Annotated in this window: 19 protein-coding genes; 7 read left to right on the forward strand and 12 right to left on the reverse strand. The window is 58.1% G+C overall.

Annotated features, from left to right (window positions below; genetic code table 11):
• Nucleotides 1-17: 17 nt before the first annotated feature.
• The 8 genes from LRR79_RS15995 to dnaX form a co-directional block, all read right to left on the reverse strand.
• Complete coding sequence (locus LRR79_RS15995) at nucleotides 18-713, reverse strand: YEATS-associated helix-containing protein (RefSeq protein WP_231758164.1); 696 nt, start codon at nucleotides 711-713, stop codon at nucleotides 18-20.
• Between the two features lie 221 nt (nucleotides 714-934).
• On the reverse strand, nucleotides 935-1300 hold the full coding sequence (locus LRR79_RS16000) for a hypothetical protein (RefSeq protein WP_231758165.1): 366 nt from the start codon (nucleotides 1298-1300) through the stop codon (nucleotides 935-937).
• A 35-nt stretch (nucleotides 1301-1335) separates the two neighbouring features.
• Nucleotides 1336-1794 (reverse strand): YcgN family cysteine cluster protein, encoded by a 459-nt coding sequence (locus LRR79_RS16005; protein WP_231758166.1) that lies wholly within the window; start codon nucleotides 1792-1794, stop codon nucleotides 1336-1338.
• Nucleotides 1795-1818: 24 nt separating this feature from the next.
• Entirely contained in the window at nucleotides 1819-2112 is a 294-nt protein-coding gene (locus LRR79_RS16010; RefSeq protein ID WP_231758167.1) for a YcgL domain-containing protein, read from the reverse strand.
• On the reverse strand, nucleotides 2109-3251 hold the full coding sequence (gene rnd / locus LRR79_RS16015) for a ribonuclease D (RefSeq protein WP_231758168.1): 1143 nt from the start codon (nucleotides 3249-3251) through the stop codon (nucleotides 2109-2111). Before rnd ends, LRR79_RS16010 begins: the two co-directional genes overlap by 4 nt.
• Nucleotides 3252-3254: 3 nt before the next feature.
• On the reverse strand, nucleotides 3255-3869 hold the full coding sequence (gene recR, locus LRR79_RS16020; protein WP_231758169.1) for a recombination mediator RecR: 615 nt from the start codon (nucleotides 3867-3869) through the stop codon (nucleotides 3255-3257).
• A gap of 86 nt (nucleotides 3870-3955) precedes the next feature.
• Nucleotides 3956-4303 carry a YbaB/EbfC family nucleoid-associated protein gene (locus LRR79_RS16025; protein ID WP_231760046.1) on the reverse strand — a complete coding sequence of 116 codons (348 nt, stop codon included), beginning with the start codon at nucleotides 4301-4303 and terminating at the stop codon, nucleotides 3956-3958.
• A gap of 89 nt (nucleotides 4304-4392) precedes the next feature.
• Entirely contained in the window at nucleotides 4393-6597 is a 2205-nt protein-coding gene (gene dnaX, locus LRR79_RS16030) for a DNA polymerase III subunit gamma/tau (protein ID WP_231758170.1), read from the reverse strand.
• A 320-nt stretch (nucleotides 6598-6917) separates the two neighbouring features.
• On the opposite strand from dnaX, the gene LRR79_RS16035 reads away from it, so the two are divergent.
• The 6 genes from LRR79_RS16035 to LRR79_RS16055 all read left to right on the forward strand — a co-directional run bounded on the left by LRR79_RS16035 (nucleotide 6918) and on the right by LRR79_RS16055 (nucleotide 17174).
• The gene (locus LRR79_RS16035) at nucleotides 6918-7448 is read left to right on the forward strand and encodes an RNA polymerase sigma factor (protein ID WP_231758171.1); all 531 of its coding nucleotides are present in this window, start codon (nucleotides 6918-6920) and stop codon (nucleotides 7446-7448) included.
• Between the two features lie 478 nt (nucleotides 7449-7926).
• Complete coding sequence (locus LRR79_RS16040) at nucleotides 7927-8964, forward strand: FecR family protein (RefSeq protein ID WP_231758172.1); 1038 nt, start codon at nucleotides 7927-7929, stop codon at nucleotides 8962-8964.
• Nucleotides 8965-9089: 125 nt separating this feature from the next.
• Complete coding sequence (locus LRR79_RS16045; protein ID WP_231758173.1) at nucleotides 9090-11996, forward strand: TonB-dependent receptor; 2907 nt, start codon at nucleotides 9090-9092, stop codon at nucleotides 11994-11996.
• Nucleotides 11997-12350: 354 nt separating this feature from the next.
• Complete coding sequence (locus LRR79_RS16050; RefSeq protein ID WP_269455088.1) at nucleotides 12351-14387, forward strand: TonB-dependent receptor domain-containing protein; 2037 nt, start codon at nucleotides 12351-12353, stop codon at nucleotides 14385-14387.
• Nucleotides 14388-14391: 4 nt separating this feature from the next.
• Nucleotides 14392-15126, forward strand: a complete 735-nt coding sequence (locus LRR79_RS17325) for a TonB-dependent receptor domain-containing protein (protein WP_269455089.1) — start codon at nucleotides 14392-14394, stop codon at nucleotides 15124-15126.
• Between the two features lie 305 nt (nucleotides 15127-15431).
• Nucleotides 15432-17174 (forward strand): TonB-dependent receptor plug domain-containing protein, encoded by a 1743-nt coding sequence (locus tag LRR79_RS16055; protein ID WP_231758174.1) that lies wholly within the window; start codon nucleotides 15432-15434, stop codon nucleotides 17172-17174.
• On the opposite strand, the gene LRR79_RS16060 is transcribed toward LRR79_RS16055, so the two are convergent.
• Complete coding sequence (locus tag LRR79_RS16060) at nucleotides 17129-18091, reverse strand: transglutaminase domain-containing protein (RefSeq protein WP_231758175.1); 963 nt, start codon at nucleotides 18089-18091, stop codon at nucleotides 17129-17131. The genes LRR79_RS16055 and LRR79_RS16060 overlap by 46 nt on opposite strands.
• Before the next feature lie 185 nt (nucleotides 18092-18276).
• Here LRR79_RS16060 and LRR79_RS16065 point away from each other — a divergent pair, with 185 nt between their 5' ends.
• Entirely contained in the window at nucleotides 18277-19815 is a 1539-nt protein-coding gene (locus tag LRR79_RS16065; protein ID WP_231758176.1) for a peptide MFS transporter, read from the forward strand.
• Between the two features lie 103 nt (nucleotides 19816-19918).
• Here LRR79_RS16065 and LRR79_RS16070 read toward each other — a convergent pair whose 3' ends face one another.
• The 3 genes from LRR79_RS16070 to rpsO form a co-directional block, all read right to left on the reverse strand.
• Nucleotides 19919-20743, reverse strand: a complete 825-nt coding sequence (locus LRR79_RS16070; RefSeq protein ID WP_231758177.1) for a sulfite exporter TauE/SafE family protein — start codon at nucleotides 20741-20743, stop codon at nucleotides 19919-19921.
• A 105-nt stretch (nucleotides 20744-20848) separates the two neighbouring features.
• The gene (pnp, locus tag LRR79_RS16075) at nucleotides 20849-22966 is read right to left on the reverse strand and encodes a polyribonucleotide nucleotidyltransferase (protein WP_231758178.1); all 2118 of its coding nucleotides are present in this window, start codon (nucleotides 22964-22966) and stop codon (nucleotides 20849-20851) included.
• A 190-nt stretch (nucleotides 22967-23156) separates the two neighbouring features.
• Nucleotides 23157-23426: a 30S ribosomal protein S15 gene (gene rpsO, locus LRR79_RS16080; RefSeq protein WP_043318965.1), complete on the reverse strand. Its 270-nt coding sequence runs from the start codon at nucleotides 23424-23426 to the stop codon at nucleotides 23157-23159.
• Nucleotides 23427-23619 lie beyond the last annotated feature (193 nt).

Raw genomic sequence — 23619 nt, forward strand, 5'->3', positions numbered from 1 at the left:
CGCCCTATAAAGACGGATCAGTCAGAAAGTGATTGCGCGGGCTGCGACCGGCGGCGGCGTACCACCTGGCGCCCCTTATCGGTGATATACCAGCGGATACCCAGGTGGCTGTGGATCTTGCCCACCATTTCCAGCACCAGCAGGCTGTTCAGGGCGCGGGCTACGGAGTTGGTCTCCATATTGCCTTCCTGCACCATCCCGGCCAGAGAGCGGAACACACAGTCGCCATTGTTCAGCAGGCTCAGTACATGCAGGGCGTTGTCATCCAGCTTGCGGATCTGATTGAAATCGAGGGTCGGTCCCTGATCCGGATCGCCTTCGATCTCGTGCTCCAGCAGCGGCATCATTTCCAGCTGCATGGCGCGGATTTCCTGCTCCAGATTCTCTACCCGGGCGCGGGCGATACTGGCGTCCCGCAGCTGACGGCGAGCGGCGTTGAATACGAACATACGCGAAGCGATGGCCGCGAGCAGGCAGTAACCGGTGAAAATGAGTAGCCGCGAGGGGTCGCCCTGAATCTCGATCAGCAGGTCACTCTGGGTGAACTTGAGAAAAATGGGCACCATCAACGCGCCACACAAGCCCATGATGAGGCACCGCGCCAGGCCTGCCGGGTCTTCTTCAGTGAACAGCATCTGGTAGTAGTTGACCAGGCCCCCGAGAATACCGGAGACCAGCATGACCGCGGTCAAAATCAGCAGGTGATCGAGCATCCCTGTCCCTTCATTCCATGCACAGCAAACGCCACGGCAGGCACTTATTGTGTTTGTTGATCATTTGCGCACAGCTGGTGTGAGCAGCTGTATTGCGACGGGCTTAATTAGATATAGCAGTTTGCGGGGCGGCGCGATGAAGCGGAACGAGCGGAAAGTAGCGAATGGCGCCAGTAACCGCTTGGGAGGCTATCTGGCGCAGGTAGATGGGATATGAACGATCAGTACTGGTCACTCTCTGTCATGGGGCGTTCCTTGCGCCGGCGCATCATCAGCATGACGATACCGACAATCAGCATGACCGCAAACGCACCTGCTGCGGCAAATACCAGACTGGCGGACACTTCCGGTGTGGCGCCCTCTTCCTCAAACAGGGTCTGATAGACAAACAGTGGCAGTACCGGCACCAGCGGGCCATCCACTTCACCGCCGCGGGCCGGAATCAGCAGAACCGAAGCGCCCACGAGCAGCAACAGGTTGCGCACCCAGGACCACCCCCAGTTCCGCATAAACCACCAGCCTGCCGCCAGCAATACCACGACACCCGCGACGTAAATCGCCCAGGCCAGCTTGAACTCTTCTGCCATTTGAATGCTCTTTATCTCTCTACAATAGTTAAGCGTCAGCCCTGCTCATCGCCGGACCAGACCACAATATGTTCTTCATAGTCATCCAGGTGCACTTCTGTTTCACTGATGACCTGCCCCCGCACCGAGATACCCGCGCTGTGTACCGACTCCGGGTTGCCACTCACCAGCGGATGCCATTCGGGCAGGGTCCCTCCGGCGGCGAGGATACGGTAGGCACAGGTGGCCGGCAGCCAGGTAAAATCCCGCGCGCCCTGCGGGGTCAACTGAATACAGTCCGGCACATGCTGTTTGCGATTGGGGTAATCCTTGCACTGACAGCTTTGGGTATCCAGTAATTTACAGGCTATACAGGTCGTCGCGACTTCTCCGCTGTCTTCATCTTCCAGCCGGTGCAGACAGCAGCGGCCACAACCGTCGCACAGGGATTCCCACTCTTGTGGGGTCATCTCCTGCAGGGTTTTTCTCTGCCAGAAAGGCCGCTGACTAACCATAGAATCTAACCACAGGAATACCGATCAGCCGCGCGAAAGCTTGCTGTTCTGCGCGGCGATGGCCCGCATCTCGTCGTCCACTACCGGAGGCATCTGCAGATAATAGCCCTGATCCTGCAGCGCGTGGATGACCTTGTCCACATCCGCACGCGCCAGTTTGCGCTCTGCGGTAATCAGCAGCGTGGTGACGTGCACCGGCTTGCCAAACAGTTCCTGTAGCTTTTCCGGTACCCGCTCCAGGCCCTCCTGCTTGGGAACGTACAAATACATTTCGTCATGCCGCGGGCTGCGGTAGATATCACAGATTCGTTTGCTCATCGTTTCAATTCTTTCAGTTCCTGCAGTAGCGGCTCACCCACTACCGCGCGACGCCATCCGCCGAGGCGCCCTTCCAATTCCGGTTGCCGCGCCAGGACCAGCACTTCCAGCTCTTTCTTGCGCACCAGGATTTCCGGTGGCAGTCCTGCCGCCTCGGCGAGTTCGTTGACTTTTTTACGCAAGAGTTTGAGCACTTCCCCCTGTTCACGGTTCAGGGGTTGGGGAAGCCGCGCCGGCGGGTCTTCCCGCTCAGCGGCACCAGCGATAATTCCCAGCAGCGTGTCCCCATACCGTCGCAGGGTTTTGCCTTCCAGGCCAGGCTGCGCCAGGGTGGCCAGATACTTTGGCATATTCTGCGCAAGCGCCAGACACACGTTTTCTTTCAGCAGGTGGTTGCGCGGCATATTGCGCGCCCGCGCTTCCCGTTCGCGCCAGGCGCACAGATCCTGCAGCACGGCGAGCTGATTGGGGCGCAGACGCCAGGCACCTTTGACCTTGAGGTAATACTGCTCCGGCGGCTCGGGCCGCCGGGCGGCTTCCACCATCGCGGCACAGTCTTCCCGCAACCAGTCGAGACGCCCCTGCTCGCGCAGTTGTTTGAGCTGAATGCCGTAAACAAAAGGCAGCCAGGCCACATCCAGTGCGGCGTAGTTCTTTTGCGAATCACTGAGCGGACGCTGCAGCCAGTCAGAGCGGGTTTCACTTTTCGGCAGGTCGATCTGCAATAACTGACTGACAGTGGCCGCATAGCCCAGACCCGCCCCTAAACCCGTGATCGCTGCGGCGATCTGGGTGTCGAATATGGGGTCGGGGATGGCGCCGAGTAGCCGGTCCAGGGTTTCCAGATCTTCACTGCAGGAGTGCATGATTTTTACCACGCGGGTGTCCTGTAGTAATTCCTTCAGCGGCTCCAGGTTTTCAATCGCGAGGTTGTCGATCAGGTAGCAGTGCTTGCCATCCCCGACCTGCACCAGAGCCGGTTGCGGATAGAAGGTGCGACTGCGCATAAACTCCGTATCCAGCGCCACCGCACTCTGGGTACGCCAGCGACTGCAGAGCTCAGCCAGTTGTGCGTCGCTATCCACCCAGATGGGCGTGGTGTCGACAAGTTGCTTTTCCGAAGTATTGATAGAACTCACCTTTTACAGCACCGTGCGACTGTTGAATGCGTGGGCCAGAGTGCCGCCGTCGATGTATTCCAGCTCCCCGCCAATGGGAACGCCGTGGGCGATACGACTGACTGCCACGCCCTTGGCACGAGCGCGTTCAGCAATAAATTGCGCGGTCGCTTCGCCTTCCACGGTGGGATTTGTGGCAACGATCAATTCGCGGATCCCACTGCCTTCCTGTTCGTCGCCTTTCTCAGACAAGCGCTCGCCCAGTACATCCAACCCGATATCTGCTGGACCAACGCCATCGATGGGCGACAGGTGACCGTGCAATACAAAGTACAGGCCGTGGTAATTACCGGCCTGTTCAATAGCGAGCACATCAGCCGGGGTTTCCACCACACACAGCATGGAATGATCGCGTCGGGTGTTACTACACAGCGCGCACACCTCCTGTTCGGTGAGGGTGCGGCAGCGGCTGCACCGACCGACCTTTTCCACCGCCTGCTGCAGCGTCGTGGCGAGCAGACCTGCGGCATCGCGGTCTTTCTCCAGCAGATACATGGCCATGCGCTGGGCCGACTTGGGGCCGACGCCCGGCAGGCAGCGCAGTGCGCGAATCAGGTCTTCAATCAGAGGACTGAACATAGTTTGCGTTCAAATATAAAAAGGGCCCATGCAGGGCCCCGAAAATTGTTGGGGACAGGTACAACCAGCCTGTTGCTGTGGGCCGCTCAACCGAACGGGAACTTGAAGCCCTCCGGCAGGTTCATACCTGCACCCAGGTTACCCATCTGCTCCTTCTGTACTTTCTGCGCGGCCTCTTCCACACGGCGCACGGTATCATTGACGGCCGCTGCAAGGAGGTCTTCCAGCATTTCCTTGTCTTCACCCAGCAGGCTCGCGTCGATATTCACATCCACCACATCGTGACGGCCGTTCATGGTGACCTTGATCATACCGGCACCGGACTCACCGATAACCCGCAGATCCGCCAGTTCCTGCTGCACTTTTTCCATGCGTTCCTGCATGTCGGCCTGCATCTTCTGGGCCTGCTGCATCAAATCGCCGAAACCTTTCATCATGGCAATTACCTGTATTTCTGATTGAGTCTACTTTCGTCTGAATTTCGATTACGGGGCGTCGCCGCAGCGACAGGCCCGGGCTTACTTCACCCGAGGTACTCGACCGAATCAGGCACCAACTGAGCGCCCAGTTCACTTTGCAGTTCCTGCACTACCGGGTCCTTGTTCAGTGAGTCCCTGGCAGACAGTAACTGGGCTTCACGGGTTGCCGCGATCAGCTGCGCCGGTGTCCCGCCATACACTTCGCCCACCTGAATCTGAACGGTCACCGGTTGACCGAAAAAATCGCCCAGTACATCGGCCAGGCGCCGCTGATGACCGTCGTCATACAGGCTGCTGCGAGTCTGATCCAGGGTGAAAGAAAGTATATTGTCCTGCCGGCCCAGTAACTCCAGGTTGGAAGCAATGGAGTGCAGGATACCGGTCACCCCCATTTGTGGATACATTGCCGGCCAGCTACCCGGCGTCAGGGCTTCCAGGCGCGCCGCAGGCGCCGCTGCCGCCTGTGCTGGCGTAGGTGTGTGTGAAGGCGTATGTGTAGGAGCCGGTGCCGGTGATGCAGGTTCAGCGTTCTGCGGCGGTGGCGCCGCTTGCACCTGAGCCACCTGCTGGCGCAGCTGCTCACGCACGGCGGCACGGTCGACCTGAGCCATCGCCGCTGCTGCCGGGTGCTCGGGCTCCAGTGACGGCTCGAGCTGCGGCGCCGGGTGCGCCTCTGTTTCTAACGGGGGTTGCGACTGAGGCTGAAGCGCGGACTGCGGCTCAGGGTCCTGCGCAGTTCCGCCTGCCGGTGCGGTTTGCACTGGCGCCGACGGCGTCTCCGCAGCAAGCGGCGCCGCCGGACCCGCTACCCGGGGCTCGGAAACGGATTCAGGGGCGGGCTTTTTTGCCGTATCTGCCCCCGCCTCCCCGGTTTGCAACGGCGAATGCGGTTCATCGTCCCAGGGCGGCGCATCGTTTACCGGTGGCGCGGACTGTCCGCCTGGCTCGGGCGGGGCCTCTGCTGCAGCGTGCGGCTGCGCCACAGCCGGTTGCGGTGATGATGCCGGTGCAGAAATCTGCGGCTGGGATTCAACTGGGGCATCTGCGGCCGCCGCTGAGGGCTGCGGTTCGGCACCCTGCGCGACCGGAACGGGTCGCTCGGTGGGCGTCGCCGTCGCCTGCGCGGACGCACCGGCCAGTGGCGCGGTGGGGATTTGCGCAACCCCTTGCGGCTTGAACGCGAGCATCCGCAGCAGCGCCATTTCAAAGCCACCGCGGGGGTCCGGCGCCAACGGCAGGTCCCGGCGCGCCAGCAGGGCCATCTGATAAAACAGCTGGACGTTTTCTCCGGCCATGGTCGCCGCGTGATGCTGGAGCAACTGGGCATCGCCAAGGGCGTTGTCGATGGACTCCGGCAGCACCTGGGCGATGGCGATACGGTGCAGGATCGAGGCGAGTTCCGCCAGCGCGGCACTGTAGTCCGGCGCCTGTTCAGAAAGCGCACTTACCGCATCGAACAGTGCCGCGGGGTTCTCTTCGGCCAGTGCCTGCACCAGCTTCCACACCAGAGTGCTGTCCAGGGTACCCAGCATGGCACGCACTTCTGCTTCGCTGATCTTGCCACCACCAAAGGCGATGGCCTGATCGGTGAGGCTCATGGCATCCCGCATGCTGCCGTCGGCGGCGCGGCCAAGGTGCCACAACGCCTGCTCTTCGAACGGCACCAGCTCCTTCTCCAGCACGAAGCGCAGATGCTCGACCACCCGCTCCGGGCTCATATTTTTAAGGTTGAACTGCAGGCAGCGGGACAGCACGGTCACAGGCAGCTTCTGTGGGTCGGTGGTGGCCAGCAGGAATTTTACGTGGGGCGGCGGCTCTTCCAGGGTTTTCAGCAGCGCGTTGAACGAGCTGTTGGAGAGCATGTGTACCTCGTCGATCAGGTAGACCTTGTAGCGGCCCCGCGTGGGCGCGTACTGCACGTTTTCCAGCAGCTCGCGGGTGTCCTCCACCTTGGTGCGGGAGGCGGCATCCACTTCAATCAGATCGACAAAGCGGCCGTCGGCGATTTCTGTACATACAGAACACTGACCACAGGGTTCCGAGCTGACGCCGGTCTCACAGTTCAGGCACTTGGCGAGAATTCGCGCTATGGTGGTTTTACCCACACCGCGAGTACCGGCAAACAGGTAGGCGTGGTGCAGACGGTTGTTGTCCAGGGCGTTGATCAGCGCCTGGAGCACGTGCTCCTGCCCGACCATTTCCCGGAACAGCCGCGGCCGCCACTTACGCGCCAGTACTTGATAACTCATTCGTTCTCCGCAGTGGCAACGGCCATAGAAGGTGCCACGATGTGATGATTGGTCACGGACCAGACACGGCTGGCCCGTCGCAAAACTCGAAAAGTCGGCCATTATACCGGCATCGCTGCTCAGGAGTAGAGATCCGCCAGCGGTCATGAAATTCCACCTTCCACCCCGAGTAGGCACGATGTTTGAAGACCAGTTGACAGGTTCAGTCATCTTATCGTGTCAAAACGACCACTCGTCGATTGCTGTGCAGCTGTGTTATAACTGGCAGTGCCCGCCTTATAACAAACACAACGAGCGCAGTACGGGGACCCCAGCAAGCAATGAGTAGAGCCCGGAAGTCACTTCTGGAAAAGCTGTTTGCCGACCATGGCCAGGCACTGGTGCGCTTTATTACACGCATCGTGCGCAGCACCGAAGACGCAGAGGATATTGCCCAGCATGCCTACCTGCGCCTGCAGAAACTCAGCGACGAAAAAGATCTCGAGAACCCCAGGGCTTACCTGTTTCAGATCGCCAATAACCTGGCGGTGGATCAACTGCGCCGCGGCAAGCTCCACATCGAATATGTCAGCCAGCAATTGCCCCCAGAAGGCGCCACTCCCGGGGATGACGATCACGGTTACCACCAGTCCCCGGAGCGCGTCCTCGCGGCCCGCCAGCAGCTGCAAGCCATCCACCAGGCCATGGACAGCCTGCCACTGAAGTGTCGCCAGGCGTTTCTGTTACACCGCAGCCGCGGTCTCTCCTACGCTGAAATCGCCCACGAAATGAACATCTCTGTCAGCAGTGTCGAGAAATACATCCTGCAGGCACTCAAAGTCTGCCGCCAGAAGGTCGGCGCTCCCGCATAGCGCCGTACCATCCGGCGCCCTTTCTTATTGCGGCCACATTGCCAGCCCCTTAGACCGGTCCGCTCACCGCATAAACCTCGCGCTCAGACGCACCGCTATTGCGAGATCAATGACCTTTGAACAAGCTTGGCGCACGGGTGACCCCAGGTGCACCGCAGTGCAGCAAAAAACCTGAAAAAGTATTGAGGGGGGAGGGCAGTCGCTCGTCTTATTTGTAAGTGGCGGCATCCGTACAAAAAAGAACGGAAACCACATAGATAATGTGCTAAATTTTGCAAACTTTTATTGCATAAATTGCGCAGGATGAACAGAGCGTTGATTTGAACGCCCCCAGGCAGCACCATATTGGTGCAAGAGGGCGAGAGTGGTTATGGAGATTAACCATTGCCTCAAATGACAACTCTGACAGGCAGCTCGATAGGTTATTGGAAAACAAGGTATTAGTGCGGTGAACCCTCAGGCAGTACAAGAAGTACCCATGGAAGACAGGCTCGATCAGGCGTGTGCCTGGATCGCGCGCCTGCGTTCCGACGCGATCAGCGATGCTGACCGCCGCGCTTTTGCCAGCTGGATGTCCGGCTCACCCGCCAACCGCCAGGCCTTTGACGAGATGACCGAGCTGTGGGGCGATCTTGGGGCCCTGTCGCACATGCCGCTGGATGAGCTCTACCCGGAAAGTGTTCCCAGCAGCAACTCCCGTGCAGGGTCCCAGCCAACTCCCCCCTCCTCTACTACCCGCTCAGACAGCACCGTGAGTACCGGGTGGAATCTGCCCCAGTGGTTACTTGGTGGCAGTGCCGTGGCTGCCTGCCTGGCCGTCGCACTGTGGGTCGGCAATGAGTGGCTGCAACAGACGCCGGTGCAGCAACAGATTTATGCCACCGCCGTAGGTGAAACTCGCACCCTGTCCCTCGCCGATGGCTCGCAGGTACAGCTGAATACGAATTCCGAGCTGATCGTCAACTTCAGCCGCGATGAGCGCCGCACCCAACTGCTGCGCGGTGAGGCTTTTTTTGATGTGGCCCGCCAGACGTCCCGCCCGTTTACTGTAGCGGCCGGCGAAGCCAATATTCGCGTACTGGGGACTCAGTTCAATGTTGAGCGCAATCCCGACAACACCCGGGTTTCCGTCACCGGCGGCACCGTGGCAGTGAGCGAAGCCCGTACGGCCAGTGGCCTGCAGCCGGAAAGTGTCAAACTGACCCGCAACCAGAAAGTCAGCGTTTCCAACAGCGGGCTTTCCGAGGTCGGCCGCACTTCGGCCGATGAGGCCCTGGACTGGACCCGTGGCCAACTGGTATTTGATCGCACCCCTCTCGACGAAGCCCTTGAGGAGCTGAACCGCTACCTGAAGGTACCCGCCGCTGCCGCGCCCAACGTGGGCGAACAGACCCTGTCCGGCACTTTCGAACTGACTGACCCCGAGAGCACCCTTGCAGCCATCGCTGCGGCACTCGACCTGGACCAGGATCAGAGCGACCCCAACCTGACTCTCTTGTCACCCAAGCGTAACTGAGATATAACTCTCGCCCGGGGAAACCGTACTTTTTTTAGCCAAAAGCTGACCGGTTGCCCAAACCACAACACGAATGAAATGAAGGCTGTGTTCACCGGTTGCTGATCGTACCGGACACGGGTGGGATGAGAGTATTGAACAACCGGCACTGGGCAACACTGTCTCTGACAGGGCTGATGCTACTCGCTCAGAGTAGCCTTGCCGCCTGCCCGAAAACCGGTGTGCAGGCACCGGCCGGTAGCCTCGCGCGGGCATTGATTTCCCTCGGTCGCCAGTGCCGGATATCCCTGGTGGTTCAGGCCGACAGCGCCGCGTCTATTCAGATTCCCGCACTGCATCTGGAAACGCCCGATGGCAGTATCACTCCCGCCTTGCACCAGCTGCTGGAAAGGACGGATCTCACCTTCACCCATACCGGCACCAACGCCGTCGCCATCATGGCGAAGAAGGAAGAAAGTACCGAACAACAAATCGCGGATAAATCGCTACTACTGGAAGACGAGGTCATCGTCACCGGTCGCAGCCTGACGGGGAGTCACCTGCGTCATCTGAAACTCGACAGCTACGCTCCAATCGACGTACTGGCGCAGCCGGAGCTCGAGATCACCGGTGCGCAGACCATTTCAGAGCTGCTGAAGTTTTTACCAGCCGTCTCCGGCAATTCAACCAGCACCTCGGTCACCAATGGTGGCAATGGTACTGCTACCGTCACCCTGCGCGGCCTGCCGGCCAGTAATACGCTGGTGCTGATCAATGGTCGGCGCATCGTCAGCAACGGCTTTGGCGGTGAAGCAGCGGATCTGAACACCATTCCGTTGTCGGCTGTCGATCGTATCGAAGTGCTCAAAGATGGCGCTTCCGCGGTATATGGCTCCGATGCCATTGCCGGCGTGGTCAACATTATCTTGCGCAGAGAATTCGACGGGCTGTCGGTGAATACCTACTACGGCCAGGCCGAGCGTGGCGATCAGGACACCAGCTCCTACAGTGTCACCTGGGGCGCGGGCAATGAGGACACCCATTTGATGTTCAGCCTGGCTGACTACCGCCAGGGGGGCATTCTTAGCCGCGACCGCGACCTCTCTGCCTCCGCAGACAACCGCCCACGGGGTGGCACCGATCTGCGCTCATCAGCCTCTCCCCAGGGATTTATTGCCCTGGCCGATGAAGTAGTGACCAATACCGAGGATGGCTACGCCCCGTGGACACCGGAAGATCTGTATAACTTCCGCGAATATACGTCCGCACGGGTTCCCTCGGAGCGTCAATCCCTGTACCTCGCTCTGAACCACCGCCTGAGCGGAGATACCCAGGGATTTGCAGAGCTTATGACGGTGCGCACCCGTTCCGAGGCCAAGCTCGCTCCCACCCCGGTATTTACCCGCTTTGACAATGGCGACCTGACCATCAGCAGCGACAACATCTACAACCCGTTTGGCGAGGACATCTCCGATGTGCGCAAGCGAGTGCTGGAGCTCGGGCCGCGCGTTCAGTACAACGGCACCGATACCTATCGCCTGAATACAGGCTTTAAAGGCCTGATGGATGACTGGCAGTGGGAGCTGACCGCGGCCACCCACTACACCCGTGCGCGCGAGAAACTCTCCAACCTGATTGATCCGAACCACCTCTCCCTCGGCCTCAAGGGCCCGGATATCTGCTCAGAAAATACCGACTGCACACCAATCAACCTGCTTGGGCAAAGCGGCAGTATCGATCAGGATCAGCTGGATTATATTCGCAGTGCCAATTATGTAGATGGCGCCAGCCGCATGACCTCAGTAACCTACATTGCCGACGGTCCATTAGGGCAAAACACCGCCGGTGATATCCTTGCCGCAGCCGGTGTCGAACTGCGCAGAGAAGCCATCGATTTTACCTCCACAGACGCCAATGGTTTTTCGCTCATCGGTGGTGTCGCCTCCGGCGCCGCACAGGGCAGCCGGCTGATCGGCGAAGCCTTTGCAGAAATTTCCCTGCCGCTCAGGACTGAACAACTTTGGCTCGACGGTGCAATTCGCTACTCCGATTACAGCGATTTCGGCAATACCGCCAACCCCAAACTCGCCCTGCGCTGGCGCCCCCTGCCGAGCGTACTGGTCCGCGCCAGCTACGCAACCGGGTTCAAGGCACCGACCCTGGTCGATATGAACCAGACCGGCTACCAGAGCCAGGAGTTTCTGTTCGACCCCTGCACCAACAGCGACGCCACAAGCCTGCCCGGCTGCAGCGGACGCGCCGACCAGGCACGCATTCAATACCTCACCGAGTTCGGGGGCAATCCGGACCTGCAACCGGAAACCTCCGACAACCGCTCCCTCGGTATTGTCTGGACGCCCGGGGATTTCACCGGTTTTCACGCCAGCCTGGATCTGTACGACATCCGTCAAAATGACGTCATTGACACCAGCCCGCAATACCTGATCAACGAAAATGCCACCAATGGTATCTTCGCCGATCGCGTGCAGCGGGATGAGCGCGGTGATATTACCCGCGTGATTGCAACGCGCCTCAATATCGGTGCCCGCGAAGTACGTGGCGTAGACGCCACTCTGCGCTACCAGCACCAGTCGAAGGAGTTCGGACTGATTCGCTGGTCCATGAACAGCAGCCATATGGCCCGCTACCTGAATCAGCTGGCACCAGGCAGCCCCGTGGAAGATCTCGCCGGCACCTTTGCCGATCCCGCCAGCGGCGGCGCCGGCTCGCTACCGAAATGGAAAGCAAACACCGGTTTGTACTGGCAACGCGGCCGCTGGGAAAGTGGCTACACAATCCACTTTGTCAGCGAGCTGGAAGAAGCCTTTACTCTGGATGATGCCAACGTATCACGCAAAATCCCCAGCTGGGCCACCCACGACGTGCAGCTGGCATATGCGGTACCAACCGGGTTTCGCGTTGCGATCGGCATCGACAACCTGATGGACAAGGCTCCGCCCTTTGCAGCGTCGGCGTTTAACGATAATTTCGATGCGCGCACCTACGAGCTGACCGGCCGCTACTGGTACACCACCTTCAGCTTCAACATGTAAAGCAGCGCGTGCCAATCGATTTCACACCCGGCCCAATTTACCTCTATTCTGTTCCCTGAACATATCCCACTCGATTTCACCGAGTACTCAATCTCCTCTGTTACCCGCGGTTCTCAAGGCACATCGCACCACTGCCTTTTTAGACCCCGCGCACACACTGTTCGTTTTTTGCACCACTTTTGACGTCACAATTGGCGCAAATGTACCAAAGGCGCAATTTCATTCACGAAAAACCTTGAACTTGAAAAAATTGTTCTAGGGTTGTTAGCAAGCCTCTTGTTGATAGATGTTTGTAGTTGTCAGGAAGGGCATGGCCAATTCGGCGAACATCACCGGTATCAGGAGAGGTATACCATGGACAAAACCCGTCTTTCTCGGGCAATCAAGGGCGCGATCGCGGCTGCCGCCGTTACATCCAGCTTTTCTACCGTTTCTCTTGCGCAGGATGTGCAGCAAGAAGTAGAAGAAATTGTTGTCACCGGTTCACGCATCCAGCGTGCGACAGACGCCAATAGCGCCACGCCAATCAGTGTGTTTGATGCAGCCCAACTTGAGCAGTCAGGTCAGACAACGCTGGAAGACTTCCTGCAAAACATTCCTTCAATGACTGGTGGCCAATTGGGTTCATCGGTCAACAACGGCAGCGGCGGTCTCGCCACGGTTTCTCTGCGCGGCCTCGGCTCTTCGCGCACCCTGATTCTGATGAATGGACGCCGCCTCAGTTCCTCTGGCGGTGCCACCGGTGTGGTTGACCTCAACACCATTCCGACCTCAGTGATCGAACGTGTAGAAATCCTGCGCGATGGTGCTTCCACGATTTACGGCTCGGACGCTATCGCCGGTGTAATCAACATCATCACCAAAAAAGGTTTTGAAGGCGCCGAGCTGACCTTCGATTACGGCGCCTCTACCCACGGCGACGGTGACGAGTACCTGGCGGCGATGACCATCGGTACCGGCAACGACAAAGGCCACGTGATGCTGAACGCGCAATACACCAAGCGCGAAGATATCTGGCAGGGTGATCGTCGGTTCTCTGAGTGCCCGCTGGGTGAGTCTGGTGGCAATGTCGTTTGTGGCGGTAGTCCTACTACCACGCCAGCGCGCTTCTCACCGACTGAAGACGATCGACAGCTGATCGTAGATCCGGTTACCGGTGTTGTGCGTAATTTCAACTCCACCACAGACGGGTACAACTATGCCGCGGCCAGCTACCTGACCACACCGCAAGAAGTGGCCTCCATTTATGGGTACGGAACCTACGAACTTTACGACTGGAAAGACGTAACTGACGTGCGAGCTTTCAGTGAGCTTTCCTACGTGAACCGCCGCTCAGACCAACTATTAGCTGCGGAAGGTACCTTCTGGGGACCGGAAGTCCCCGTTACCAACCCCTACAACCCGATAGGCGAACCAGTGAATATTGGTCGTCGCTTGGAAGAGACCGGTGGTCGCGCTTTCAGTCAAGACCTTAGCACCTGGCGCGGTGTTGTCGGTCTTGAAGGGGAATTCTGTAACGAGTGGACCTGGGACCTGTCCTACAATTACTCCCGCTGGGTCGACACCCAGATTGACCGGGGGCGCGGTAATACCGTGCGCTTCGAGAACCTGCTGGACCCCGTTGCCTGTGCGGCCGACCCCGACTGTGCTGCTGCCGTAGGTGCGACTGGTGTAACCGCCTGGAACCCCTTCGCGGCCGGTACTCTGACCGAAGAAATGCAGAACTATGCGCTGGTGACCAATTCTCCGGTTGAACGCTCTTCACTGCGCAGCTTTCAAGCCAACCTGGTAGGTGACTTTGGCGAATGGGCCCTCACCGGTGAAGCACCCGCATGGGCCATCGGCTATGAAAACCGTGCAGAGCGTACCGAGATCATACCGGATGGTGCGGCTGAAATTGGCCAGATCTACTTCGTAAACGGCGATGCCTGGGGCGGCAACTATAGCGTGGATGAGTTTTACGGCGAGGTGCGCGTACCTGTACTGGAAGGTCGTCCCTGGGCAGAAATCCTCGCTTTCGAGGCATCTTTCCGCTACTCCGACTACAGCACCATTGGCGATGACACCACCTTCGGCGCAGTTGTTGAATACGCACCACTGGATGAGCTCCGTTTCCGCGGCACCTATTCCGAAGGGTTCCGAGCTCCAGGTCTGGATGATCTCTACCTGACCCCGACGGTGTCCGCCGAGACCTATTCGGACCCCTGTAATGGCTGGGACAGCAGCTTCAACGCCAATGTCCAGGCCAACTGTGCTGCGGACGGTATCGCCCCGGGAACCGCAATCGTTTCCCCGCAAGCCACCGGTCTGTTTGGCGGCAACCCGGATCTGGAGGCCGAGAAGTCTGAGAGCTGGACACTGGGTATGTGTGTGGACACCATCCTGGACTGACAACATGGGTTTCACCGTTGATTACTTCAACATCAACATCGATGACGCGATTGGCACTCTGACCACCAACACTATTGTACAAGGTTGTTATGAGAGCCCCGGGTTCAGTTCACCGCTGTGTGACCTGATCACCGGTGCCGCAGCGGTAGGCAGTAGCCCATCACCTACCAGCCCATATCGCGCGAACGACAATACCATTGCCGGGCAGCTATTGAATAGCCAGAACGTGTCCACCTTTGAGACCTCCGGTGTCGACCTGGGCTTCGACTACAGCATGGATGCGGGCCCCGGTGTAGTGAGCGTGAACCTGTCTGCGACTTATCTGCACGAGTGGAAATACCGCGGCAGCGCAGAGGATCCGACCATTGATCTGGCGGGTTACTTCGGAGCCGACCCGGTAACCACGGCGATCGTGGCCTTCCCCGAGTGGAAGTTCTACGGAACCTTGGGCTATGAATACGACTGCTGGAGTGCATTCACCACCGTGCGGATGCTGGGTGAAGTCGATGACTTCGATCCATCACCTGCGGCTCTCGCAACCCATATTGATACCACCTGGTATCAAGATGTGAACTTCAACTACTTCCGCTGGGAAAATGTCACCCTGACCGGTGGTATCCGCAACATGTGGAATCAGCAGCCTCCCTATGTCACCAACTACGATGACATGAACACCCTGATGAGAAGCTATGACACCGTCGGCCGCTTCTTCTACGGAAGTGTGACGCTGCAGTTTTAAACCTTTAAAACCTCTCTTGAAAGCCCTGCCTCGCGCAGGGCTTTTTTTTGCCAGCTACTGTACCTGCCCCGAATTCAACGTCCCGCCGCGAAGTTTTTGGACGATCGTCTTCAATAAAAGCAAGCTCAATATGACTAACGTGACTTTTGTTCTCGTGTGCAGTTTTTTTATTTTTTTTTGAGGGAACTTATTCCCAGTCCGTTAAATACACGTTGGGAAGGAAATGACCGCTTGGGGGTAGTCATTTCCGCACACGCCAAACCTGGCAACACACTAAAAATCCAACGATCAAGAGAGGATTTAGAATGAAAAAGAACCTCCTGTCCGTAGCCGTAGCCGCTACGATCATGGTTCCAGCCCTGCCTGCGTTCGCACAAGAAGATGCTACGATGGTGGAAGAGGTAGTGGTTACCGGTTCTCGCATTAAGCGCACTAACTTTGACGAAGCGGCGCAAGTAGTAAGCATGGATCGTGCAGACATCGATGCTCTCGGCAACCTGATGATCGCCGATACCCTGCGCAACACTCCGCTGAACTCTTTGGGTTCTTTTAACGAGCGCTCCGGTAGCTCCGCCCAGTCCAACGCTACTGTTGACCTGCGTGGTCTCGGCTCTCAACGCAGCCTTGTCATGATCAACGGACGCCGTATGCCGGGCTCCCCGAACTTGGGTGCCGCATCCATCAACTTGAATATGATCCCGATGGCGGCTGTTGAGCGTATTGACATTCTGGCTGACGGCGCTTCTGCCGTGTACGGTTCAGACGCAGTAGCTGGCGTTGTCAACCTGATGATGCGCGAGAACTTCGAAGGCATTGAATTCACCACTCGCCGTGGTGATCGTGCTAACGACGACGGAATCGAAGAGTCTTTCAGTTTTGTAACCGGCCTTTCAAGCGACCGCGGCAACATCACCTTCTCCGCTGAGTACAATCATCGCGACCCAATTTTTGACGGTGATCGTGAATACACTTCTGCTTGGATTCGCGACAATGGTGACGGTCGGCTTGATGCCTACCTAGATACCGATGGCTACTCTTACTACGGTAAGACCATCGAGATTTACGATCCGAATACAGAGTATTACAGCATCGAAGCCGCCACCAGCTGCGCTGATGACTCCACGTTTATGGAAACTGGAGCTGCGGCCTTTGGTGAACCTGATGGCACTCTGTGTACTTACCCGTATGCAAATATTTCTGCCAACAAAGCAGAACTGAGTCGCATCAATACCTTCCTGAGCGCAAACTACGAAATTTCCGACAACGTCGAGTTCTACGCGAATGCGCTCTTCTCGAAAGTTGAATCGTTTGGTCGCTACGCACCGCCTGCGGCTGCATGGTCTGACATGCCAGCTGACTATGCGGACGTTCCCTTCGATGTCGATGCCCTTTTGGCCGATGGCTCTATCACTGACGACTACGAGATCACGGGCTACTACCGCTGGACCAACATCGGCCCGCGTGACAATAACGTTACTGACACTCAGTACGACTTCACTTTGGGCTTCCGCGGCGACCTGCCGAACGGCATGAGCTATGAGACTTATGCACAGAAAGGACGCTACGAGGTTAAAGAGTTCGGTTCATACTACCTCTCCTATCCAGGTCTGGACTATGTCTTGAACAATGGCATTGACCCATTCTCGGATGAAGGTGCGGCCGCCATGCGCGCCCTAACCTCTCAGAACAACTTCACCGATCAAACCAAAGTTTACGGTCACCTCCAGTTCGATGGTGGCGACTGGTTTGGTGCAGGCGAGACCATCGTGCTGACCGGCGCGGAAGCATATACAGTTTCGTATGCTAACCAGTATGACAACGCCTCCGAGGCTGGCTTGGTGGGAGGCAGCTCCGGCAACTCGGCTGCAGGGGAACGTGATGTCGCCGCAGTGTTTGCTGAAGCGATTATCCCAGTCATGGATCAAATGGAAGTAAATGCTGCTGTTCGTTACGATAACTACAGTGACTTCGGTTCCAATGTTGCTCCCTCCCTGTCTGCGAGCTACAACCTGACCGACTCCCTGACTCTGCGGGCCTTCTCGGCGTAGTGGTCGGCGAGGTCAAACTTTTCCTGTTTGCGATACAGGCGCTCCAGGTTGCTTATGGCAATGGTGTGATTACTCTTCAGCTGCAGCGCCTGCTGATAACTCTGCTCTGCGGCGCCATACGCCCGGTTGCGACTGTAAAGTGCCCCGAGGTTTGCCCACAGATCCGCATCTCCTGGCCTCAGGTCCAACGCCTTACGCAAATAGCGAAACGCATCGACCATTTGCGCCTGCTGCATCAGCTCGAGACCGCGATTGCTGTAATACTGAGCGAATGCCTCGGTGTCCGACAGCCTGCGCTGGTCGTAGATGGGGTCGTAGGCCTCGAGATTGAAATCCACCACGCGGCGGCCCCGGGGGCTCTCGCTCACCATATTGATATGGCGGTACACCACAAAGGTCTGCGACTCCTCATGCCCCCATACCGGTGGCACTTCCACCTGATTGAAGTAGGCATCCGCCCCCAGTTCCCGCGCCATGGCCACCATCATCACGGTAAAGGCCATACAGTTGCCCACCTGCTCGCGGTATGTGTCACTGGCGGTCAATGTCTGATCTGCCTGATACTGGACGGTGAAGTCGCGATTCTCGAAGCCTTGCAGCAGCGCAGCCAGACGCTGCTGGGGACTGGCCTGCGGGGCGACACGAGCGAGGTACCTGCGCATTTCCAGAGAGAGACCGAGAATATCGTCTTCCGGCAACGCCATTCGCGGTACCGGCTGCTCAAACAGCGCCTGACCTGAGAGCAGCCAGCCCACATCTGCCGGGGCTGGGGGATCGACCGGGTTGCTGGCGCAGCCGGCCAGTAGAACCGCGGCAATCGCCGTACAGGCAGCGACCCGCCTGGGCTGGAAACGCGGGCGGTTCGCGGAATGTGACCGTTTGATTTCTGGCAGTCCAGAATTTTCCGGGGTTTTCATGGTTATTCTCCCCATAACGTGTTCTGAATCTCTGATTTTCCACAATTCCTGTCGCGTAGGAATACCTTTCGCAGGTTCATTTCCTGTTTCACCTGTAACCATTCGCCAGTTTCCGGGACCGCTGTTACACTCGGAAAGGTCTCAATTAAAGCTATAACGAGCAAATAACAATCGGAACAACTGATATGTCGTCACAGCCACAACAAAACAGCGATGGCTTTTTTGGCCATCCCAAGGGGCTTTCCACCCTCTTCTTTACCGAGATGTGGGAGCGGATGAGTTACTACGGCATGCGGGCTCTGCTGGTCCTGTTTATGACCGCCAGCCTGCAGCAGGAAGGCCTGGCCTTTACCTTTGCCGCCGCTACCGCCATCTACGGCCTCTACACCGGCGCGGTGTACTTTCTCGGCCTCCCCGGTGGCTGGATTGCGGACCGCCTGCTCGGCGGGCAGCGCACCGTCTGGTACGGCGGCATCATCATCATGTGCGGCCATATCGTGCTCGCCATTCCCAGCGAACACACCTTCTTTATTGGCCTGATACTGGTTGCCACCGGCACTGGCCTGCTCAAGCCCAATATCAGCGCACTGGTTGGCCACCTCTACGCCGACGACGATGTGCGTCGCGACAGTGGCTATGCCCTGTATCACATGGGTATCAATATTGGCTCCGTGCTGGGCTACATGATCTGTGGCTACTTCGGTGAGAAAGTCGGTTGGCACTGGGGCTTTGGTGCCGCTGCGGTAGGTATGGCAATTGGCCTGGTTCAGTACCGCAAGACCATCGGTAACCTGGGCGATGCGAGCCTGAAGCCGGAGCACCCGATGACACCAGCGGGCGAAAAGAAAGCCTGGAGCACCATCTGGGCGATCGTTGGTACCGTCGTGGTGATTACCGCCCTGACCATGAGCGGCGTGATCGCTTTTGACCCGGTTGCCGTAGCCAAGTACGTGGCCATTGCCTTTACCGTCATCTTCTTCGCCTACTACGCCTACATCTATTTTGGCGGCAAGCTGACCCAGGCCGAGAAGAAGCGCATGTGGGCCCTGTTCCTGGTGTGTGTGGCTTCCGCCTGTTTCTGGTCCGGATTCGAACAGGCGGGCTCCTCCCTGAACCTGTTTGGTCGTGACTTTACCGACCGCATGATCGGGTCCTTCGAGATTCCGGCATCCTGGTTCCAGAATGTGAACCCGATGTTCATCATCATTCTGTCTCCCTTCTTCGCCGCCCTGTGGATCAACCTGGGCAAGCGCATGATCTCGCCATCCTATGGCATGAAGTGCGCCATCGGCCTGATCATTATGGCCACCGGCTTTATCGTGATGTTCTTCGCCGCCCAGCAAGCCGCGGCAGGCCTGAAAGTCGCGCCGATGTGGCTGGTAACCACTTACTTCCTGCACACGGTGGGTGAACTGTGCCTGAGCCCGGTGGCCCTGAGTGCAGTGAGCAAGCTGTCGCCGCGTCGCTTTGCTGGCCAGATGATGGGTGTGTTCGTACTCACCTACTCCATCGGTAACATTATTGCCGGCCTGTTGGCGGGTAACCTCGATCCGAACAATGTTTCCGAGCTGCCGAACCTGTACCTGCAGATCGCCATCTTCAGCATTGGTATCGGTGCCGTGATTGCGCTGATCAGCCTCAAGTCCAAGTCCTGGGAAGGTCAGGGTGAAGAGCACATCGAAGCAATTGAGCCGGCCGAGGCGCCTGCGAAGACGGTTGGATAATCGGCTTAGCCCGAACGGAAAAGGCCGCTGCGGGAAACCGCAGCGGCCTTTTTTTTGTGGTGGGTGAACCACCCTGTGGGAGGCTGCCTTACAGGGCCCGTTATTAGCTGGCGACCACTGCGTAGTTCAGCCAGATAAAGCGGGCACCGATAAAGAATAACAGCCCGGCAAAGCAGTTCTTCAGTAACTGCGGAGACAGCTTGTGGGCCAGCAGGGCACCGAAGCGCGCAAACCAGGTGCTGGCGAGTACGATACCGAGAAACGCGGGCCAGTAGATATAACCACCGCTCCACTCCGGTAATTGCGGGTTATTCCAGCCCTGCACCGCAAAACTGAGCGCACCGGCAATGGCGATGGGCAGGCCGCAGGCGGCTGACGTCGCCACCGCACGCTGCATGACCACATGACAGCGGGACAGGAAGGGCACCGTCAGTGAGCCCCCACCAATCCCGAAGATGGCGGAAACCCAGCCGATAAAACCACCGGCAATGGACAAACCCACTTTTCCCGGCACCTTTTCACCATTGGTGGGCAGCGGCCCCTTGCGCAGTCCATCCAACCACATCTTGAGTGCAATACCGACCGCAAACAGCCCGATCAGCAGCTGCAGCCAGGCGCCGCTCAACCAGTCTGCGGTCACGCCTCCAATCCAGGAGCCGAGCAGAATACCCGGCGCCATGGCGGCGAAAATGGCCCAATCCACCGCGCGTTTACCGTGATGAGTGCGCACTGAGCTGATGGAGGTAATGATGATGGTCGCGAGCGACGTGCCGACGGCCATATGGGTGAGAATCTCGGGGGCGATCCCCTGGGCAGTAAATACCAGCACCAGCGCCGGCACGATAATCAGGCCTCCGCCCACGCCGAACAGGCCGGCAATGGTCCCTGCACCCATCCCCACCAACAGGTAAATCAATAACACTTCCACTGCGCACTCCCGTCCCGTATTTCAATTTTCTACCAGCAAAAAAAACGGCGGCATATAGCCACCGTTTTCCGTCGCTTGCAAGCAAGCGTGCCAAACCGGGAGGAATTACTCCTCGCCAGTGGCCTCATCCGCCTGCTCGGCTTCTTCGGCTTTGGCTTCCTTGATGGACAGCTTGATGCGGCCGCGCTGGTCTACGTCCAGCACCTTCACTTTGACCATCTGGCCTTCGCTCAGATAGTCGGTGACCGCATTGACGCGCTCTTCGGCGATCTGGGAGATATGCACCAAGCCGTCTTTGCCCGGCAGGAAGTTTACGAATGCGCCGAAGTCGACGATACGTACCACCTTACCTTCGTAGATGGCTCCGATCTCGGCTTCCGCGGTGATTTCCTCGATACGAGTAACTGCCGCTTCCAGGCTCTGGCCGTCTTCACCGAATACCTTCACGGAACCATCGTCTTCGATGTCGATGGAGGCACCGGTTTCTTCGGTGATGGAGCGGATGGTCGCGCCGCCTTTACCGATCACGTCGCGGATTTTATCCGGATGGATCTTCAGGGTGGCGTAACGGGGGGCGTTTTCATTCACTACGGAACGGGACTCGCCGATTACCTTGTTCATTTCCGCCAGGATATGCAGGCGCGCATGCAAGGCCTGCTCCAGGGCAGTTTCCATGATCTCTTCGGTGATACCTTCGATCTTGATGTCCATCTGCAGCGCAGTTACACCAGAAGCGGTACCGGCTACCTTGAAGTCCATGTCGCCCAGATGGTCTTCGTCACCCAGGATATCGGTCAGAACCGCGAAGCCTTCGTCTTCCTTCACCAGGCCCATCGCGATACCGGCAACCGGCGCTTTCAGCGGTACACCTGCGTCCATCAGTGCCAGGCTGGAACCACACACGGAAGCCATGGAGCTGGAGCCGTTGGATTCTGTGATCTCGGAAACCACTCGCAGTGTGTAGGGGAATTCTTCCGGGTTCGGCAGAACAGCCGCGATACCGCGGCGGGCCAGACGACCGTGGCCGATTTCACGACGGCCGGTCGCACCCACACGACCTGCTTCACCTACAGAGTAGGGAGGGAAGTTGTAGTGCAGCATAAAGTAGTCTTTACGCTCGCCTTCCAGGGCGTCGATGATCTGTGCATCGCGGGTAGCGCCAAGAGTGGAAACCACCAGTGCCTGAGTTTCACCGCGGGTGAACAGCGCAGAGCCGTGAGACTTCGGCAGTACGCCGACTTCTACGGAGATCGGGCGAACGGTTTTGGTGTCGCGACCGTCGATACGGGGCTCACCGCGCACCACGGCGCCGCGTACGGTTTTCTTCTCCAGCTTGCCGAAGTAGCTTTTCACTGTGCCGGCATCCAGCTCTTCGGTGGACAGGGCTTCGGCCGCTTCGTTGCGCAGCTCGCCCAGACGGGCGGTGCGCTGCTGCTTGTCGGTGATCTTGTAGGCTTCTGCCACTTTCTCACCGAACTGCGCTTCCAGCGCGGATTTCAGATCTTCGTTGACCGCTTCAGCCTGCCAGTCCCAGGTGGGCTTGCCAGCTTCGGCTTTCAGCTCGGCGCAGACTTTAACAACGGCCTGCATTTCCTGGTGGGCGAACAGTACCGCGCCCAGCATGATGTCTTCCGGCAGCTCGGCGGCTTCGGATTCCACCATCAGAACCGCGTCTTTGGTACCAGCCACAACCATGTCCAGCTCGGACTCTTTCAGAGCCGCGTAGCCCGGGTTCAGGATGTAGCCATCTTTTTCGGTGTAACCCACACGCGCGGCGCCAATCGGGCCAGCGAAAGGAATACCAGATACGGACAGTGCCGCGGAGGTGCCGATCATGCCGGCGATATCCGGATCTACGTCTTTTTCCGCAGACAGTACGGTAATCATCACCTGTACTTCGTTCATAAAGCCGTTCGGGAACAGCGGGCGGATCGGACGGTCGATCAGACGGGAGGTCAGAGTTTCTTTCTCGGACGGGCGGCCTTCACGCTTGAAGAAGCCACCGGGAATCTTGCCGGCCGCGTAGGCCTTTTCTACATAGTGTACGGACAGCGGGAAGAAGCTCTGGTCTGGCTTGGCTTCTTTGGCACCGACAACGGTACACAACACAACGGTTTCACCCATGGTGACCAGCGCTGCACCAGTGGCCTGACGTGCGATACGGCCAGTTTCAATGGTGACTTGCTGATTTCCGTACTGGAATGTTTTGGTTACTGGATTCACTAGTTTCTTTCCTGTTTCCTTACGGCTGCTGGCCCATTCCAACAGCCCCTACAGTTGTTCGCCTGCACCGCAGACGAATGTGCCGAGCCTGTGTTTGCCGGCCCGACATTCCCGAAACAAACATCGCGTTTCGGAAAATTCGAATTCTATAAAGAACAATGCCCGCCAGAGGGCGGGCATTGTCAGGGTCTTAGCGACGCAGGCCGAGCTTGGCGATCAGCTGAGCGTAACGGTTCAGATCCTTGCGCTTCAGGTAGTCCAGCAGCTTACGACGCTGGTTTACCATGCGGATCAGACCACGACGGGAGTGGTGGTCTTGCTTGTGAGAAGCAAAGTGACCCTGAAGCTTGTTGATGTTGGCAGTCAGCAGGGCTACCTGGACTTCCGGAGAACCGGTGTCGCCTTCAGCTTGGCCGTGCTCTTTCAGGATGGCTGCTTTTTCATTTGCAGACAGTGCCATAACGAATTACCTCGTTCGTAACATGCTTTGAAAATTCGGCTGGCCCGTGCATGTTTACAGACCAGCTAGTTGCGGTTGCGGGTTACCCCGCTCACAGTACCTTCCCATCGTCATTCCAGACATTTTGTCATTACCGGACTAGATCCGGTGCGGAATCCACTGGATACCGGCCTGCGCCGGTATGACGACGTTC

The sequence above is a fragment of the Microbulbifer elongatus genome, assembly GCF_021165935.1.
GTDB classification, from domain to species: Bacteria; Pseudomonadota; Gammaproteobacteria; order Pseudomonadales; family Cellvibrionaceae; genus Microbulbifer; species Microbulbifer elongatus.

Bases quoted from the DNA above. Each gene is read 5' to 3' on its own strand.
- LRR79_RS16005 (WP_231758166.1), bottom strand. From the start codon at position 1,794: ATGGTTAGTCAGCGGCCTTTCTGGCAGAGAAAAACCCTGCAGGAGATG.
- LRR79_RS16045 (WP_231758173.1), top strand. From the start codon at position 9,090: ATGAGAGTATTGAACAACCGGCACTGGGCAACACTGTCTCTGACAGGG.
- LRR79_RS16035 (WP_231758171.1), top strand. From the start codon at position 6,918: ATGAGTAGAGCCCGGAAGTCACTTCTGGAAAAGCTGTTTGCCGACCAT.
- LRR79_RS16040 (WP_231758172.1), top strand. From the start codon at position 7,927: ATGGAAGACAGGCTCGATCAGGCGTGTGCCTGGATCGCGCGCCTGCGT.
- LRR79_RS16025 (WP_231760046.1), bottom strand. From the start codon at position 4,303: ATGAAAGGTTTCGGCGATTTGATGCAGCAGGCCCAGAAGATGCAGGCC.
- dnaX (WP_231758170.1), bottom strand. From the start codon at position 6,597: ATGAGTTATCAAGTACTGGCGCGTAAGTGGCGGCCGCGGCTGTTCCGG.
- LRR79_RS16050 (WP_269455088.1), top strand. From the start codon at position 12,351: ATGGACAAAACCCGTCTTTCTCGGGCAATCAAGGGCGCGATCGCGGCT.
- LRR79_RS16010 (WP_231758167.1), bottom strand. From the start codon at position 2,112: ATGAGCAAACGAATCTGTGATATCTACCGCAGCCCGCGGCATGACGAA.
- rpsO (WP_043318965.1), bottom strand. From the start codon at position 23,426: ATGGCACTGTCTGCAAATGAAAAAGCAGCCATCCTGAAAGAGCACGGC.
- LRR79_RS16065 (WP_231758176.1), top strand. From the start codon at position 18,277: ATGTCGTCACAGCCACAACAAAACAGCGATGGCTTTTTTGGCCATCCC.
- LRR79_RS15995 (WP_231758164.1), bottom strand. From the start codon at position 713: ATGCTCGATCACCTGCTGATTTTGACCGCGGTCATGCTGGTCTCCGGT.
- LRR79_RS16055 (WP_231758174.1), top strand. From the start codon at position 15,432: ATGAAAAAGAACCTCCTGTCCGTAGCCGTAGCCGCTACGATCATGGTT.
- recR (WP_231758169.1), bottom strand. From the start codon at position 3,869: ATGTTCAGTCCTCTGATTGAAGACCTGATTCGCGCACTGCGCTGCCTG.
- LRR79_RS17325 (WP_269455089.1), top strand. From the start codon at position 14,392: ATGGGTTTCACCGTTGATTACTTCAACATCAACATCGATGACGCGATT.
- LRR79_RS16000 (WP_231758165.1), bottom strand. From the start codon at position 1,300: ATGGCAGAAGAGTTCAAGCTGGCCTGGGCGATTTACGTCGCGGGTGTC.
- LRR79_RS16060 (WP_231758175.1), bottom strand. From the start codon at position 18,091: ATGAAAACCCCGGAAAATTCTGGACTGCCAGAAATCAAACGGTCACAT.